This window comes from Barnesiella sp. B2-R-119 (assembly GCF_023656675.1).
In the GTDB taxonomy this organism is placed as follows: Bacteria; Bacteroidota; Bacteroidia; order Bacteroidales; family Barnesiellaceae; genus Barnesiella; species Barnesiella intestinihominis.
The window spans coordinates 79,321-96,838 of the sequence record NZ_JAMOKL010000008.1; the positions used below are offsets into that span (position 1 = coordinate 79,321).

Genomic DNA, 17,518 nt, shown 5'->3' on the forward strand with positions numbered 1-17,518 from the left:
TGTTCAATCATGCCATAAAATCGTACATACCGTCACATACTTTTGTACCAAAAACAAAGGTATGGAAAATCTCGAAAAACAATTTGAACAAGAACTATCGGCAAGTCGAATGCAAATAGAACTGCTGCGTAATCAAGTGTTGTTACAATATTACACACAACTCCTCGAACTCGATCCCCTTTTGCAACCCCAAGAGGTAAAAGCCCTGATGAGCTGTATCAACACGCTCGAACGTTACGCCCGTAAATATGATTCCAAAAAGAAACATAACGATACGACACAAGCCTCTTCGGCAACACAGCAATCGGCACGCAGCGATAACGAAAACATAGATTCCATACCTGACAACGACCCAAAACAAGACCCTTGTAATCTAACAATAGTCAATCCTCTGACAATTGTCAAAGAAACATCGCCCCATCAAATCCCCCTCGTCCGACCGGTAAAAAATCAATTACCTAAAATGATAAAGGCAACAACGCCCGGCAATCCCAAAGGAAAAAGGAAAAAGAAACGTAAATAAAACCTCGCTCAGAAACAGGTCCAAATTGTTTCGAACCATTCTCAAAATCAATATTTCAAAACCTCCGACCGAATTCCAATAAAAAAGTATCCCGGAAATCAATTCCGCATGCGATACTCATTAGGGGTAACACCCACTTTCTGCTTGAATAAACGACTGAAATGTTGTGGATACTTGAACCCCAAGCTATAAGCAATTTCACTGACCGAAAGACTGGTATCGAAAATACGGTCTTTCGCTACTCCGATCAACTTAGCTTGTATATACTCCTGTGCAGAATTTCCGGTCTCTTTTTTAATCAAGTCACCAAAATAATTAGGCGACAAATGCAAGGAATCGGCACAATATTGAACCGATGGAAGCCCTATGATTTGAGGTTTCTCCGATTGAAAATAATCGTTCAACAAATTCTCGAAGCGAGTCAAAATATCTTTATTCACATGGCTGCGAGTAATAAATTGCCGGTCATAAAACCGAACGCAATAATTCAAGAACAATTCTATATTATTTACAATCAATGTCTTGCTATGCTTATCGATAGCATGTTGCAATTCCGACTCTATATTATGAAAACAATCGAGAATTACTTTTCGTTCCTGTTCCGACAAATGAAGCGCCTCATTCGATTCATAAGAAAAGAAAGTATAATTCTTCATCTCGCGTACAAGCGAAGTACCCCGTATCAAATCAGGGTGGAACAAAAGAGCCCAGCCCTTAGGCTGGAAATATTCTCCATTATTGACAATCCCTACAACTTGTCCCGGAGCCAGAAAAACAAGCGTTCCTTCTTGATAATCATAATAATTCCGACCATAACGAATATCCCCACATTTCACATCTTTCAAAAAAACAGCATAAAAACCAAACCGTTGAAGAGAATGCAACATAGGCTTGCATTTCGAAAAATCGACAACGCTGACTAACGGGTGCAAAGTTTCCTGTCCCATCATATCGTTATATTGGAATATATTGTCAAGTTTCAAAATCTCGTCCATAATCGTTTGTCTTTCAAAATTCCACAAAAAAAGAATACACTCTCAAAAATATTTAGTCATACGAAACGCAGTCATTCTCTGTTTTACGAAAACAAAGTTAATACTTTTCCAAATAGGTTTCATACCTCAACTCCCGAATCCGTAAAAATGGTATATCTATCTGTAATCTATATACAAAGCACTTACGATTTCCCTTCTAATTTTGTCTCACGAATCTAATGGTAAAGAAACATGAACAAAAATGTATTGATACTTTCTTCAAGCCCGCGGCGAGGCGGCAACTCCGACCGCCTATGCGATGCTTTCCTACAAGGCTGTAAAGATGCCGGGCACACGGTCGAAAAAATATTTCTAAAAGACAAACACATAAACTACTGCACAGGTTGCGGTATATGTAGCATGTACGGCAAACCTTGTCCGCAAAAAGACGATGCCGCCGAAGTGATCGAAAAAATGATTGCCGCCGATGTCATAGTCATGGCAACGCCCGTCTATTTCTATACGATGAGTGCACAGATGAAAACCCTCATCGACCGTTGTTGCGCCCGTTACACAGAAATCACAAACAAAAATTTTTATTTTATCGTAACGGCCGCCGAACCGAGTATCCCGGCTATGGAACGCACGATTGACGGATTCCGAGGATTTCTCGACTGTCTCGAAGGAGCTCGTGAAAAAGGGATTATCTATGGAACCGGGGTATGGAAAATCGGAGAGATAGAAGGAAAACCCATTTTGAAAGAAGCCTATGAAATCGGGGAAAAAATTTAGAAGCTGTTTTAAATTTATTCCGAGACAGATTGAGCCTATATTGAAGCAGATTGGAGTTCGAGATATGCAGTCAATAGCGGGCTATTGAAAAAAATCAAGGGATTCAAGATGCGAGACAGGGGCTCAATATGGCCGGAACATACCTGCCTGCAATGATAATATTATTTCTCTATAAATTTAAAACAGCTTCTTAATAAACAATCAAATAATTATGACGAACAAAATAATATTAATCATGATGTTGCTCACATGCCTATCCACTCCCGCTCAGAAAAAGGAGATCGATGAGAAAATACTTGTCGTCTATTTCTCACACAGCGGTAATACCCGTACCGTTGCAGAACAAATTACACGATCGACCGGAGCCGACTTGTTCGAAATACAACCCCAAGAAGCCTATCCCACCGACTACCATTCAGTCGTGGATCAAGCTAAAAAAGAGATAAATACCAACCATCGCCCTGCACTGAAAAACGATGTACAAGATTTCGATAAATACGACATAATATTCGTCGGCTCGCCCAACTGGTGGAGCACCATAGCGCCACCGATGGCTACATTCTTGGAAAGACACGATTTCTCGGGAAAAACCATCGTTCCTTTCATGACCCATGGAGGAGGCCGATTCGGGCATTCTATTTCCGACATGAAGAAATTATGCCCCGATGCATCTTTCTCAGAAGGTTTGGCAATCAGAGACAGTTATGTAAACGACAATCGTCAAGATGTAGTTAAATGGCTGCAAACACTAAAACGCCTTAATTAAATGATTATGTTATGAAACAAAAAATAGTTCTGATAATAGGAATATCTTTAAGCTTAGCATTTGGTGTCGAAGCTGAAAACGATAAAAAAGATACGACGATGGACAGAATAGAAACATGTAAACAAAATTATACCCGATTGTTCGGTGGTGAAGCTCTCACAGGAAAAGGAAGTGACCCCGAGTTGATGGATATACTTCAAAAATTCATTTTCGGCGAAGTATTCGAAACCGGTTCTCTCGACCACAAAACCCGCGAGATGATTACGTGTGTCACCTTAGCCTCCATGCAAACACTCCCCCAGTTGAAATCTCATGCAGCAGCGGCACTCAACGTAGGAGTATCTCCGATAGAATTGCGCGAAGCCATCTATCAATGCGCCCCATTTATCGGATTCCCCAAAACATTGAATGCCATTTCGACAATTAATGAAGTCTTTCAAGAAAAAGGAATACCTTTACCTTTGGAAGCACAAGGAACGGTGAATGAAGACAACCGATACGAAAAAGGGAAAGAGATACAATACCCTCTATACGGCGACGAAATAGCCCGAACATTTAGTAACTTACCCGACGAAATGAATGAAAGTCTCCCTCGGTTTCTCACCGAAGTAGGTTTCGGCGATTTCTATACCCGTTCTGGACTCGACATCAAAACAAGGGAGCTACTTTCTCTTTGTGTATTAGCAGCTATCGGAGCCGAATCTCAAATACATTCGCACAGCAAGGGCAATATCAAGGCTGGAAACGACAAAGCCACCCAAATCGCAGCGATGATACAATGCCTTCCCTACATAGGATTTCCAAATGCGTTGAATGCGATTCGTATTATCGACGCTTTATAATACATTACAAAGAAATAAGATTTGAAGAAAACGATCCAATCTTAATTCTCTCCGAGGCCTATCCGATAAAAAGCGGGAAAAGGGAAAGACATCTAAAAACGAAGTCTCGGGAAACGGATTCCAATCGTTATTCAAATCAGTCAAAAGGAACTACCCAATCGTCAGTTTGCACGGCTTCGAAGCAGAGGACGATTTGCTCGCGAGTAACTTTGTCCTCAGAGAGTGGCGGCAGTTCGTCCAAAGCGAAATAGGCACTACCCTGTGTTTCTATATTGGGACGGAACGAGCCGCCTTTGATTTCGCACAAGACAAAGGCTTTACATACGTTATAGGCATAGGGCGGACGGTTATGGAGATTACGATCTTGCAAAGCAAGCAGACGGACAGCCTCGACTTCGAGCCCGGCTTCTTCGAGCACCTCTTTCTCGGTATTGGATTTGACGGTTTGGTTCACATCGACCCACCCTCCGGGTAACGACCACGTACCGTCCCTCTCCTCGACCAACAGGATTTTTCCGTCTTGAAAAATAGCAGCCCTCGTATCGAGTTTGGGAGTCTGGAATCCGGTCTCACCACAAAAAAGATCCGTCACTCGTTCAAAAGACAATCCGGTCTGCCGACTCACTATCTCCGCCGAAATTTCGCGTATTCGTTGAAACCGCTCCAAATCGAACGGATCTTTTGAATAGGTCAAACCCGCTTGTGCGATAAACTGTAATTCTTTGGCCCAATCGAGCCATACCAAACTCTCTTCCTGTCGTTTTTCCATGATACTCGTTTTGCTATTATACATATATTAAACGGCAAATCCAGCCGAATAGTGTATAGGATAAACAGTCTCTTTCCCAAACCATACCACCGCTAACGACACGTATATGATATTTCTTTTGACTTTAAAGACCTCAATACCTCCCCCCTGCGACCCCTTCCATATCTATTCTACCCAACCCCATGATGCTACGGGAAACGGCAGATAAGGAGTTATCAATGTTATTTTTTCCCTCGCAAAAAGGAGTAGTTTGAGAACCGACACATCGAAAAACCGAGTTAAATTTTACTTTTTATTTTCTTGTTTTCTAAAAAATAAGTATGTTTGCCAACGCAAAAATTCATCAGATGATATTATCATAAGACTTATTATGGATATAAATACAACCATTCAAAAGAAATCGCTCGCAGAGGAAGTCTCCTCCCTAATCAGGGAACAAATAAACGACGGGAAATTGACCAAAGGAGAAAAGCTACCTACCGAACCGGAGCTAATGAAGCTGTTCGGCGTAGGGCGCTCCACTGTACGAGAAGCCATCAAAATGCTTGTAAACATGGGATACCTGAGTGTACAACAGGGACGGGGTACTTTCGTGGAAAGCGTTACAGAAACCAATGAACCATTCCACCAACGATTGAAACGAGCAGACATACAGGAACTGCGGGAGGTACGGGACATCATCGAGGCTCCCATTGCCCGACTGGCCGCACAAAGGAGAACAAAGATCGATCTGGAAAATATGAAACGATATATCCAAGAAAGAGGAGAAGCCGCAAAATCGGGCGACGTCGGACGGTGTATCGCCGCCGACATAAATTTTCATAACTCGATAGCCCGAGCTACGCATAACGAGATATTGTCCGAGCTTTACCACAGCATGACGGTTCACCTTACCTCCGGATACGACTACATTTATGAGGACACCACTTATCTTATGAAATCGCAACCGCTGCATGAAAGGCTGTTGCACCACATCGAAACAGGGAATATAGAGTCGGCCATGCGAGCGGCCAAACTATTATGGAAGGACGTAAACATAGAAAAGGAATCCGATGAAGAGCATTTTAATTAAACTCAAAGGGCATCCCCATGTCCAAAAAGGTACAGCCTATACGATATTGTTCGCCATGGGTTTTTGCCACCTATTGAACGATATGATCCAATCGGTTATCCCTGCCATGTATCCTGTCTTGAAAGATAATTTCGGGTTTACATTCGCACAAATAGGCATCATCACACTGGTATTCCAACTTACCTCTTCCGTTTTCCAACCTTTTGTAGGACAATATGCCGATCGCCGACCGCAGCCCTATTCGTTGTCCGCTGGCATGTGTTTTACCCTAACGGGGTTATTGCTGCTCGCTTTCGCCTCGAACTTTTTCTTGATTCTCCTCGCTGTCGCGATTATCGGTTGCGGTTCTTCGGTATTCCACCCCGAAGCATCCCGAGTGGCGCAAATAGCATCGGGGGGCAGGAAAAGTCTGGCCCAGTCTATTTTTCAAGTCGGCGGAAACGGAGGAAGCGCCATCGGGCCACTACTCGCCGCATTGATTATTATTCCTTACGGTCAACATGCCGTCGGGTGGTTTTCAATCGCAGCATTGCTCGCCTCTGCCATACTGGTACGGGTAGGATATTGGTACAAGCTGACGCTTTCCCAAACCGGAATGTCGCATCGAGCTCAACAAACGACAAGTTGTAATTTGAGTAAGAAAGCAATCCGCAATGCTCTGATTATTCTGGTAATCATGCTATTCTCGAAATACTTTTTTATCTCATGCATGACGAGTTATTTCACTTTCTTTTTAATCGAAAAATTCGGCATCACGGTACAACAATCGCAACTTTGCCTATTCGCTTTTCTCGCGGCACTGGCCATAGGGACTTTGCTCGGAGGGTTCCTCGGCGACCGGTACGGACGAAAATACGTCATTCTCTTTTCTATCCTCGGTGCAGCCCCCTTCACACTCGTACTGCCATACCTCAATCTGTTTTGGACGTTCGTCATAGCCGTTATCATCGGTTTCATCATCGCATCGGCCTTTTCTGCCATACTGGTTTATGCTACCGATTTAAAGCCGGATAAAGTAGGAATGATCTCGGGTATTTTCTTCGGACTTATGTTCGGCCTCGGAGGAATCGGTTCCGCATTCTTCGGCTGGCTTGCCGATGAAACGAGTATAGAATTTATTTTCAAAGTCAGTACACTGCTGCCTCTATTGGGTATCATCGCCGGATTTTTACCTAACATAAAACCCTCAAATCGATAATAAGATGAAAGCAAAAGAAAATGCGCCCCTAACAACCTCTTCGAAAGTCGCTGTATTGTTCGAAGTAACACCTAAAAAAGAATATAAGGAAACCTACTTGCAACTCGGAGCTATGTTAAAATCCGAATTGACAAATATGCCCGGATTCATCAGCGTAGAACGATTTCTAAGTCTGAACGAAGAGGGGAAACTACTCAGCCTCTCTTTTTGGGAAAACGAAGAAGCAGCCTCCAATTGGCGTAATAAGATGAACCATCGTAACTGCCAAAAGAAAGGGCACGACTTGCTATTCGAAAAATACAAAATTTCCGTAGCCGAAGTCATTCGCCAATATACAAAAGACGACCGCCAAGAGGCCCCCGAAGACTCCAACCGTTATTTGACAACAAAATAACAGATATGACAGAATATTTTCAATACGGAGAAAAAGAACTCACTTACTTGAAACAGAGGGACAAACGCCTGTCTGAAATCATAGACAAGGTAGGCTGGGTAAAAAGGAGAGTCATTCCGAACCTTTTTGCAGCATTGGTACATTCCATCGTAGGGCAGCAAATTTCAACAAAGGCTCATGAGACCATTTGGCAGCGAATACAATCTTCATTAGGAGAAATTACACCCCAAAGAGTCATAAGCCTGACCGATGAAGAATTGCAACGCTTTGGCATCTCATTCAAAAAAGTGACCTACATTAAACGCGCAACCACAAAGATATTGAACGGAGAGTTCGACATTCACGGGCTTTACGACAAGACCGACGAAGAGGTCATCGAATGCTTGTCAAAACTCGACGGGATAGGCATATGGAGTGCCGAAATGCTCATGTTATTTTCCATGCAACGTCCAGATATTCTAAGTTATAGCGACCTCGCCATTCAAAGAGGGCTGCGAATGGTATATCACCATCGCGACATAACCCGTAAACTGTTTGAAAAATATCGCCGACGTTATTCGCCTTACAGCAGTGTGGCCAGCCTATACCTGTGGGCGGTAGCCGGTGGAGCCATCGAAGGAATGAAAGATTACGCAACGACTAAGAAGCTGTTTTAAATTTATTGAGAAATCATATTATCATTGCAAGCGGGTATGTTCCGGCCATATTGAGCCCCAGTCTCGCATCTAGAATCCCTTGATTTTTGTCAATGGCCCGCTATTGACTGCATATCTCGGACTCCAATCTGCTTCAACATAGGTCTCAATCTGTCTCGGAATAAATTTTAAACAGCTTCTAAAAAGAAACGATCATGAATACAAAACATGTGATTCTAACACAACACTATCCCTCTCCTTGCGGGGATTTAATACTCGGTTCATACGAAGACCGACTTTGCCTTTGCAACTGGGTGATAGAAAAACATCAGGGCAGAGTGGACAAAAGATTACAAAACCTGTTGAATGCGGACTATAAAGAAGGGAAATCGGATATCATTCAAGAAGCCGCCCGACAATTAGACGAGTATTTCAAAAGAGAGCGGACAACGTTCGATATTCCCATACTATTTACCGGTACAGATTTCCAGAAAAAAGTATGGCACAAATTATTGGAAATCCCTTATGGACAAACTCTTTCTTATGGTGAAATGGCCAAACGACTGGACATACCGAACGCCGTTCGCACCGTAGCGAATGCCAACGGAGCAAACGCCATCTCCATTTTCGTTCCCTGCCATAGAGTGATCGGTAGCGACCGGTCTCTCACCGGTTACGGAGGCGGGCTCACAGCCAAAAAGTATTTGTTGGAATTGGAATCGATAGCTACTGTCGGGATATTCGCCAGCAGCCTGTAACCCAAACTCAAACACTTATCCCCCCTATATTTTCCCACCACGTGGCACTCCCTATCGCGCTAAACGTGAGCAGAGGGGAGGTGTTAAAAGGAACTCTCTATCTCATTTGCGATGAGCAGAAGGAGTGGGCTACATTTTTCTATTTCACCCCCCCTCGCCCTACGGGCACTCCCCCTATATTCCCTAACGGAAACACAGGGGGAGAGGGATATGCATCACTCTGTTCCCGTTATCGAAAGTATTATCCCTTCTCTCCTTGCTATGTCCCGTAGTATTACGGGGGACTCTGCATTAGCAATAAAGGAGTATGTTCGCAAAGGGAAAGGTGCTGCTATGTATCTGTAAAATTGGTACAACTATCCGTAATTTATCTACATATATCACTAATATTCCCATTTATCTTTGTATTCTGAAATGAAGGTGATCTAAGCTCGGAAAAAAGAATGCCTATAAAATCGACATTTACACCATAGGCTGTTACTTTTCGAATCATATCGTCTTATTTCTTCCATTGCAAATGGAAAATCGAGAAGGGAAAAAAGAATATAACAAACTCTTTTTTATTGATTATGAGCAAAAAAGATTAAAAAATCTTTGTGTATTTTCGTAGCGATTTTCTGTACTATGCCCAACAGATTTATCGAAATATGTCATTTAACAGCTAAAAACAAACCTTTATGTTAAGAAAAATCAGGATAGTCGCAGCGACTATCTGTTTCACGCTAATCACCTTATTATTCCTCGATTTCACGGGGACTCTGCATCTGTGGTTCGGGTGGCTCGCTAAAATACAGTTCCTCCCGGCCGTATTAGCTTTGAACGTAGGAGTCGTCGCATTCCTCGTTATCCTCACTTTATTGTTCGGACGTGTCTACTGCTCGGTAATCTGTCCGCTCGGTGTATTCCAAGATATCGTTTCGTGGATATCGGGTAAACGGAAAAAGAACCGATTCCGTTATTCACCGGCTATCTCATGGCTGCGTTACAGCATGTTGGCCTTGTTCATCGTCGCCCTGCTTGCCGGATTCACGGCTATTGCGGCCCTCATCGCTCCATACAGCGCATACGGACGAATCGCATTCAATCTGTTCGCTCCGCTCTATCAATGGGGAAACAATTTACTCGCTTACTTTGCCGAGCATATCGACAGTTACGCGTTCTATTCCACCGACGTGTGGCTGAAAAGCATACCCACTTTTATCATTGCCCTCGTCACATTCGTCTCGTTACTTATATTAGCATGGAAAAACGGACGCGCCTATTGCAACACGATTTGCCCGGTGGGTACGGTTCTGGGGCTATTGTCCCGATTCTCTCTTTTCCGCCCCGTTATCGACACGACAAAATGTAACGGTTGCCAATCGTGTGCCCGCAACTGCAAAGCCTCGTGCATCGATGCCAAAAACCACCTCATCGATTACAGCCGTTGCGTGGCTTGCATGGATTGCATCGAAAAGTGCAGACAGGGAGCGATACGATACATTCCCCGAAAAAAGACTACTTCGGCATCTGTCAAACCAGCACATGAAGACAAAAAGGAAAATCCCAGACGAGAGTTCCTCTCGTTCGCCGGATTGTTGGCCGGTACTGCCTTATTGAAAGCTCAGGAGAAAAAAGTAGACGGAGGTCTAGCGGTCATCGAAGATAAAAAAATTCCCAACCGAATCACTCCCATTACCCCACCGGGTTCGCTAAGCGCATCGAACATAGCCCAGCATTGTACGGCATGCCAGTTGTGCATATCGGCTTGTCCTAATCAAGTCTTGCGGCCATCGGGTAATCTGATGACTTTCATGCAGCCCGAAATGTCGTACGAACGCGGATATTGCCGTCCCGAATGTACCAAGTGCTCGGAGGTGTGCCCGACAGGGGCCATACGCCCCATCACCGTTGCCGAAAAATCGAGCATACAGATAGGCCACGCCGTGTGGGTGAAAAGAAATTGTATACCGTTTACCGACGGAGTAGATTGCGGGAATTGTGCTCGACATTGTCCTGTCGGAGCTATACAAATGGTTCCGTTCCACGGCCGTCACCGACATAGAGGAGGTCGCGAAAACAGCGAACAGGACAAGACCATAATGATCCCGGTCATCAATACGGAACGCTGTATCGGTTGCGGTACTTGCGAAAACCTGTGTCCGGCACGTCCGTTCAGCGCAATCTATGTAGAAGGTCACGAACACCATCGTATCATCTAATCTCCAAAACGAAAAGCAATGAAAAACGAACATAACAAGAATTTAGACAGAAGGGATTTCCTGAAAGTATTGGGTGGTGCGGCTGCCGTCACATCGGCAACCCTTCTTCCCGGCTGCAAAAACAAACAAGAATCGGCATACACGGCGACAACCGATATTCCCACCGACCAGATGACCTACCGGATAAACCCATCGACCCAAGACCGAGTATCTCTACTGGGTTACGGATGCATGCGCTGGCCGACCGTCTCGAACAACAGCGCCAGAGACAGCAGCGACGATATAGACCAAGAAACTGTCAATAAGCTGGTCGATGTCGCCATTGCCCACGGAGTAAATTATTTCGATACATCTCCCGCCTATTGCAAAGGCCGCTCGGAGCGGGCTACCGGAATCGCCCTCAGCCGCTATCCGAGAGACAAATATTTCATCGCCACGAAACTATCGAATTTCGCACCCTCGACTTGGAGCCGGGAGGCTTCGATAGCCATGTATCACAATTCGTTCAAAGAACTACAAGTAAACTACATAGACTATTTGTTGCTGCATGGCGTAGGCATGGGGAACGGATTACAGGAGTTCAACGCCCGTTACATCGACAACGGGGTCCTCGATTTCCTCCTCGCCGAACGACAAGCCGGACGAATACGGAACCTCGGATTTTCTTACCACGGAGACATCAAGGTATTCGACTATCTTCTTTCCCGCCACGATGAATTCAAATGGGACTTCGTACAGATACAACTCAATTATGTCGATTGGAAGCATGCCAAAGAAGTAAACGAACGGAACACCAACGCCGAATATCTCTATGGAGAATTATCGAAACGGGGAATACCCGCCATTATCATGGAACCGTTATTAGGCGGCCGCCTGTCGAATGTCCACGACCACATAACCGCCAAACTGAAACAGAGGAAACCGGAATCGAGCGTGGCATCATGGGCATTCCGTTTTTCCGGCTCTTTTCCCGGTGTATTGACCGTACTGAGCGGCATGACTTACATGGAACACCTGCAAGATAATCTGCGCACGTTTTGTCCGCTCGATCCACTGAGCGATGCCGACAAAGAATTTCTGGAAGAGACGGCACAACAATTATTGCGTTACCCGACCATACCGTGCAACGATTGCAAATATTGCATGCCTTGTCCTTACGGACTGGATATTCCGGGTATTCTGCTGCATTTCAATAAATGCATAAACGAGGGAAACATGCCTTCATCGTCCCGAGATGCCAATTATAGCAAAGCCCGCCGGGCGTTTCTTGTCGGGTATGACCGAAGTGTTCCCAAACTGCGCCAAGCCAACCATTGTATCGGGTGCAACCAATGCGTGCACCATTGTCCGCAAAACATTCATATCCCGGAAGAAATGCAACGCATCGACAAGTTTGTCGAAGACCTGAAACAAGGAAGAGAATTTTAAAGCCTCGTTATGGAATATAGAACATTAGGAAGAACCGGAATCCGGGTAAGTACCATCGCTCTTGGTTGCGAAGGGTTCATGCACAAAACCGCCGAAGAGGTCAAGGCCGATTTCGATTTCGCCATAGAAAACGGAATCAATTTCGTGGATATCTATTCTTCGAATCCCGACCTTAGGAGCCATATCGGATTTGCCTTAGAGGGAAGACGAGAAAATTTCGTCATACAAGGTCACCTATGTACCACATGGGAAAACGACCAATACCTGCGTACCCGCAACCCACAAAAGACCATAGCCTCTTTCGAAGCGCTTTTGAAACAACTGCGCACCGATTATCTCGACATCGGTATGATACATTACGTGGATGCCGAAAAAGATTTTCACACGGTATTCGATCACGAAATCATCGAAATCGCGCAACGGTTGAAAGCCGAGGGAAAGATACGGGCCATCGGCATGAGCAGCCACAATCCGACCGTGGCGAGCATGGCGGTCAAAACGGGGCTGATAGATGTCGTTTTATTTTCCATCAATCCCTGTTACGACCTGCTACCTCCCAACGAAGATGTCGACACGCTGTGGGCAGAAGAAAGTTATACCAACGCTTTGCAGAATATAGACCCGGTTCGGGAACAATTCTATACCTTGTGCGAAAGGGAAGGCGTGGGTATCGACGTAATGAAAGTTTATGGCGGAGGCGACTTATTGAATAAAGAAAATTCCCCCTTCGGCCGGGCCATGACACCCGTGCAGGCCATCGAATATGCACTGACGCGTCCGGGTGTGGCAGCCGTCATGGTAGGCTGCAAAAGTAGGGAAGAAATCGCCGAGGCAGTCGCTTGGAGCCATGCCACTCCACAAGAACGCGACTATACCGCCGTAATGACCGGCTTGGAGAAATTCTCGTGGAAGGGTCATTGCATGTATTGCGGTCATTGCTCACCTTGTACTTCAAAAATAGATATTGCCGCCGTGAACAAATTTTATAACTTAACTGTTGCACAAGGAGAAATACCCGAAACCGTGCGAGAACATTACAAGGCACTCACACACCATGCCTCGGAATGTGTCGAATGCGGCGCATGCGAAGTCCGTTGCCCGTTCGGAGTTAAAATCATAGAGTCCATGCATCAGGCAGCTCAACGGTTCGGGTTCTAAACACAGTAATAAAAATGACTACCGAAAAAAAACAAGAAATCATCAATCGGCTCTTTGCCGAACAATGTTCCTGCATTATTTGCAATAATCACGAAATACGCTTGTTTCACGAACGAGGCGTAAAAGATATTTACCGATTATTGAAAGAAGAACCGGATTTTCTCAACGGATCATTCATTGCCGACAAAGTCATAGGAAAGGCCGCAGCGGCCTTGATGATCTTGGGAGGCGTAAAAGAAGTGTTCGCCGGTGTCATCAGTCGGCCGGCACTCTCCTTATTTCAATCTCACGGCATAGAACCCGAATACAAAATCGAGACAGAATACATTATCAACCGTACCCGAACCGGCTGGTGTCCGTTGGAGAGTCGTTGTAAAAATTTGGAAACTCCGGAAGATTGTCTCGCAGAGATAGACGATTTCATGAACACGATGAAGAATATATAAACGCATGAGGACAAAACTTTTACTTTTATTTTTTGCATTAGGAGAAATAACGGCATCGGCTCAAACCGACTCGTTGCCAAATATAACGAAAACCTCAAATGGAAAACTGATCGACCCGATACAAATCCATGAAGTGGTCGTTACCGGCACTCGCAATGAGACAGATATTCGTCATCTGCCCATGACGATTTCCGTCATAGACCGTAAACAAATCGAGCAGAGCATGCAACCGTCGATTCTCCCTATACTTACCCAACAAGTACCCGGACTATTCATCACAGCCAGAGGTATCATGGGTTACGGTGTATCGGGAGGTGCGGCCGGTGGCATGTCGTTACGGGGAATAGGCAGCGGATCGGGTCGCTTGATGGTTCTCATCGACGGACACCCCCAATACATGGGACTAATGGGACACCCTATCGCCGATGCTTACCAATCGCTAATGGCCGAACGAGTGGAAGTCTTGCGCGGACCGGCCTCGGTATTGTACGGCTCGAACGCCATGGGGGGCGTTATCAACATCGTTACCCGCCAATTACATGAAGAGGGAGTAAAAACCAACCTCAACTTAGGATACGGTTCGTTCAACACTTTACAGAGCGAAGTCACGAACCGCATTCGAAAAGGCGGATTTACCAGCCTGATAAGCGGTTCGTACAACCGAACCGACGGACATCGCCGAAATATGGGATTCGAGCAATACGGGGGATATGCCAAACTGGGTTATGAATTTTCTCCCTATTGGAATATCCGCGGCGACGTAAATGTCACCCACTTCAACGCTTCGCAACCGGGTGAGGTAACCGACCCGATGATCGACGCAGACCAAAGTATCACCCGCGGTATGACCTCGGTTGCCGTAGAAAACCGCTACGAACGCACATCGGGAGCTGTGAGCTTTTTCTACAACTGGGGAGACCATTGGATCAACGACGGTTATACCGCCAACCCCGATGACAAGAATAACCCCAAACCATACCGGTTCGACTCGCACGACGACATGATGGGCATATCGTGGTATCAAAGCGCACAGCTTTTTACCGGCAACCGCCTGACTGCCGGAGTTGACTACTACCGCTTCGGTGGCAAAGCACAAAACCGTTACGTCGAAGGTGAACGAAACGGAGAACGTGAACACATCGTCGATAAGGTACAGCACGAAATAGCCGGTTATATCGATTTTCGGCAAGACATCAGCCATTGGCTCACCCTCGATGCCGGTATCCGTATCGACCACCATTCGCATATCGGTACGGAATGGATTCCACAAGCGGGATTATCGTTCCATTTACCCGGCTCCATCGAATTGAAAGCAAGTGCAGGCAAAGGATTTCGCTATCCTACCATACGGGAAATGTATATGTTCCCTCCCAAAAACCCCGATCTTCGACCAGAGTCCATGTGGAATTACGAACTGGCCTTCGCCCAACGTCTACTCGACGGAAGGCTGTCGTATGGTATCAACGTTTTTTATATCGACGGGAAAAATCTGATCGTCGCCGTGCCTCGTGCGGGAGCGACACCCTTGAACATGAACACCGGGAAAATAGACAACACCGGAGTCGAAGCGGAAGCTGCTTACCGTATTCACCCCCATTGGTCGGTCGAAACCAATTACAGCTATCTGCACATGGACAATCCGGTACTCGGCGCACCCGAACATAAGTTCTACGCCGGAGCCATGTTCTCCAAAAATCGCTGGACTGTCTCCACCGGGCTCCAATATGTAGCCAATCTCTACACAGACGTAGACCATGTTCAAACCGAAGATTTCGTACTATGGAACATCAACGGGTCATTCAAAGTCACCGAATGGTTCGACATTTGGGCACGTGGAGAAAACCTCTTGGCACAACGATACGAAATAAATGCCGGATACCCCATGCCCAAAGCTACAATCATGGCCGGTATAAACGTAAAATTTTAATTTCTTTCATTCACACACATATATGAAAAAGTACATCAATATCGCCCTATGCGCTTTCTTATCCGCCCTTATAGGGATAAGCTGTAACACCCGCGCACAAAATTCGGAAACTCAACTTTCCAAGAAGGACAATGAAAAGCCCAAAGTATACATGTTCAAAGAGATTTCTTCCGAAAACTTGGTGAAAATATACGAAGCGTTGAACCGCAAAGCGACCGGAAAAGTCGCAGTAAAACTATCTACCGGAGAACCGGGTGGTCATAACTTCTTACAACCGGCTCTTATCAAAGACCTCGTACAGAAGGTAAACGGAACGATCGTCGAATGCAACACGGCCTACGGGGGTGGAAGAGCCGACACAGAAAGCCATCTGAAAGCTGCCGCCGACCACGGTTTCACGGCTATCGCCCCTGTCGACATCATGGATTCGGAAGGAGAAACAGCCCTACCCGTACACGGCGGTAAGCACCTTAAAGAGAATTATGTGGGAGCCCATTACCCGAACTACGACTTTACCATAATCCTCTCTCATTTCAAAGGCCATGCTATGGGAGGATTCGGCGGAGCAATAAAAAACATGTCCATCGGCATCGCTTCATCTACCGGAAAAGCATGGATACATTCTGCCGGGAAAACCAAAGGGAACCCGTGGGAAAACCTGCCTGCACAAGACGATTTCTTGGAGTCGATGGCCGAAGCCGCCAAATCGGTGGCTGAACATTGCGGTGAGAAAATCATTTATATAAGTGTAGCCAATAACCTATCTGTGGATTGCGACTGCGATGCCTCCCCCGAAGATCCGAAAATGGGTGACATAGGTATCCTCGCATCACTCGACCCGGTCGCTCTCGACAAGGCCTGTACCGATTTGGTGAGAGCATCGGAAGACCACGGAAAAATCCACCTCATCGAACGTATCGATTCCCGTCACGGCATGCATACGTTGGAATACGGTGAACAAATAGGTTTGGGCAGTCAAAAATACGAACTGGTAAAACTGGATTAACAACAATAAATAATAAACGACTATGCAAACGACCACGGCAAAACTCTATTCCTTAGAGTATAACAATGCGAGAACCTACGGTTTTTCCGCCCTGTTCATAGCGGGGAATATTCTTCTTCCCCAATTGTGTCATACGATTCATCTGGGTGGCCCCATGCTATTGCCCATCTATTTCTTCACGCTTATCGGAGCCTATAAATACGGGTGGCGCGTGGGGTTGCTCACGGCAGTACTCTCGCCCCTCATAAACTCCATGCTGTTCGGGATGCCTTTACCCGAAGTCCTACCCGCGATTCTCTCCAAATCGATATTATTGGCCGCAGCCGCCGGATATGCCGCATATCGATTCGGGAAAGTCTCTCTACTCATCTTAACAGGAGTCGTACTCTCCTATCAAGTAGCAGGGAGCCTTGTAGAATGGGCTATTGCAGGTAATTTTTTCACCGCCATACAAGATTTTCGAATAGGCATTCCCGGCATGCTTCTGCAAATATTCGGGGGCTATATCGTTTTAAAACTAATGACCAAATAATAAAACCAAACCTATTCGCATTTTGCGAGTAAAGGAAGAGGAAGTATGGCGACAATACAGAGAGGAAAGCCCAATAAAGGGCGATTCTGAGAGAGGC

At 45.6% G+C, this 17,518-nt stretch carries 18 protein-coding genes; 16 read left to right on the forward strand and 2 right to left on the reverse strand.

All coding sequences use genetic code 11. The annotated features are described in order from the left end of the window. Window positions 1-61: 61 nt before the first annotated feature. Window positions 62-523: a hypothetical protein gene (locus NBH06_RS13045; protein ID WP_250794722.1), complete on the forward strand. Its 462-nt coding sequence runs from the start codon at window positions 62-64 to the stop codon at window positions 521-523. 98 nt (window positions 524-621) lie between these two features. On the opposite strand, the gene NBH06_RS13050 is transcribed toward NBH06_RS13045, so the two are convergent. After that, entirely contained in the window at window positions 622-1,518 is an 897-nt protein-coding gene (locus tag NBH06_RS13050; RefSeq protein ID WP_195330289.1) for a helix-turn-helix domain-containing protein, read from the reverse strand. 231 nt (window positions 1,519-1,749) lie between these two features. Here NBH06_RS13050 and NBH06_RS13055 point away from each other — a divergent pair, with 231 nt between their 5' ends. The 3 genes from NBH06_RS13055 to NBH06_RS13065 all read left to right on the forward strand — a co-directional run bounded on the left by NBH06_RS13055 (window position 1,750) and on the right by NBH06_RS13065 (window position 3,897). After that, a complete protein-coding gene (locus NBH06_RS13055) occupies window positions 1,750-2,289 on the forward strand; it encodes a flavodoxin family protein (protein ID WP_021892322.1) in 540 nt (179 codons plus the stop codon). A 211-nt stretch (window positions 2,290-2,500) separates the two neighbouring features. Next, window positions 2,501-3,055, forward strand: coding sequence for a flavodoxin (locus tag NBH06_RS13060; RefSeq protein ID WP_250794724.1), 555 nt, complete (start codon window positions 2,501-2,503; stop codon window positions 3,053-3,055). 11 nt (window positions 3,056-3,066) lie between these two features. Continuing rightward, window positions 3,067-3,897: a carboxymuconolactone decarboxylase family protein gene (locus NBH06_RS13065; RefSeq protein WP_250794726.1), complete on the forward strand. Its 831-nt coding sequence runs from the start codon at window positions 3,067-3,069 to the stop codon at window positions 3,895-3,897. Between the two features lie 136 nt (window positions 3,898-4,033). On the opposite strand, the gene NBH06_RS13070 is transcribed toward NBH06_RS13065, so the two are convergent. Then, a complete protein-coding gene (locus NBH06_RS13070) occupies window positions 4,034-4,666 on the reverse strand; it encodes an NUDIX hydrolase N-terminal domain-containing protein (protein ID WP_250794728.1) in 633 nt (210 codons plus the stop codon). A 370-nt stretch (window positions 4,667-5,036) separates the two neighbouring features. Between NBH06_RS13070 and NBH06_RS13075 the strand changes: the two genes are divergently transcribed. From NBH06_RS13075 to NBH06_RS13130, 12 genes are all read left to right on the forward strand, one after another. After that, window positions 5,037-5,738: a FadR/GntR family transcriptional regulator gene (locus tag NBH06_RS13075; RefSeq protein WP_250794730.1), complete on the forward strand. Its 702-nt coding sequence runs from the start codon at window positions 5,037-5,039 to the stop codon at window positions 5,736-5,738. Beyond that, window positions 5,719-6,936 carry an MFS transporter gene (locus tag NBH06_RS13080; RefSeq protein ID WP_250794732.1) on the forward strand — a complete coding sequence of 406 codons (1,218 nt, stop codon included), beginning with the start codon at window positions 5,719-5,721 and terminating at the stop codon, window positions 6,934-6,936. Before NBH06_RS13075 ends, NBH06_RS13080 begins: the two co-directional genes overlap by 20 nt. 4 nt (window positions 6,937-6,940) lie before the next feature. Then, the gene (locus NBH06_RS13085; protein WP_021892331.1) at window positions 6,941-7,330 is read left to right on the forward strand and encodes an antibiotic biosynthesis monooxygenase family protein; all 390 of its coding nucleotides are present in this window, start codon (window positions 6,941-6,943) and stop codon (window positions 7,328-7,330) included. A gap of 5 nt (window positions 7,331-7,335) precedes the next feature. Continuing rightward, window positions 7,336-7,986, forward strand: a complete 651-nt coding sequence (locus NBH06_RS13090) for a DNA-3-methyladenine glycosylase family protein (protein WP_250794734.1) — start codon at window positions 7,336-7,338, stop codon at window positions 7,984-7,986. 191 nt (window positions 7,987-8,177) lie between these two features. Continuing rightward, window positions 8,178-8,723 (forward strand): methylated-DNA--[protein]-cysteine S-methyltransferase, encoded by a 546-nt coding sequence (locus NBH06_RS13095; RefSeq protein WP_250794764.1) that lies wholly within the window; start codon window positions 8,178-8,180, stop codon window positions 8,721-8,723. A gap of 677 nt (window positions 8,724-9,400) precedes the next feature. Next, on the forward strand, window positions 9,401-10,924 hold the full coding sequence (locus tag NBH06_RS13100) for a 4Fe-4S binding protein (RefSeq protein WP_250794735.1): 1,524 nt from the start codon (window positions 9,401-9,403) through the stop codon (window positions 10,922-10,924). 18 nt (window positions 10,925-10,942) lie between these two features. Continuing rightward, entirely contained in the window at window positions 10,943-12,352 is a 1,410-nt protein-coding gene (locus tag NBH06_RS13105) for an aldo/keto reductase (protein WP_250794737.1), read from the forward strand. 9 nt (window positions 12,353-12,361) lie between these two features. Continuing rightward, a complete protein-coding gene (locus NBH06_RS13110; protein ID WP_250794739.1) occupies window positions 12,362-13,510 on the forward strand; it encodes an aldo/keto reductase in 1,149 nt (382 codons plus the stop codon). Between the two features lie 14 nt (window positions 13,511-13,524). Continuing rightward, window positions 13,525-13,956 (forward strand): DUF1893 domain-containing protein, encoded by a 432-nt coding sequence (locus NBH06_RS13115; protein WP_008862441.1) that lies wholly within the window; start codon window positions 13,525-13,527, stop codon window positions 13,954-13,956. A 4-nt stretch (window positions 13,957-13,960) separates the two neighbouring features. Next, window positions 13,961-15,883, forward strand: coding sequence for a TonB-dependent receptor (locus tag NBH06_RS13120; RefSeq protein WP_250794741.1), 1,923 nt, complete (start codon window positions 13,961-13,963; stop codon window positions 15,881-15,883). 22 nt (window positions 15,884-15,905) lie between these two features. Further along, window positions 15,906-16,889, forward strand: coding sequence for a DUF362 domain-containing protein (locus tag NBH06_RS13125; protein ID WP_250794743.1), 984 nt, complete (start codon window positions 15,906-15,908; stop codon window positions 16,887-16,889). Window positions 16,890-16,911: 22 nt separating this feature from the next. Beyond that, entirely contained in the window at window positions 16,912-17,421 is a 510-nt protein-coding gene (locus NBH06_RS13130) for an ECF transporter S component (protein ID WP_250794744.1), read from the forward strand. Window positions 17,422-17,518: the final 97 nt, after the last annotated feature.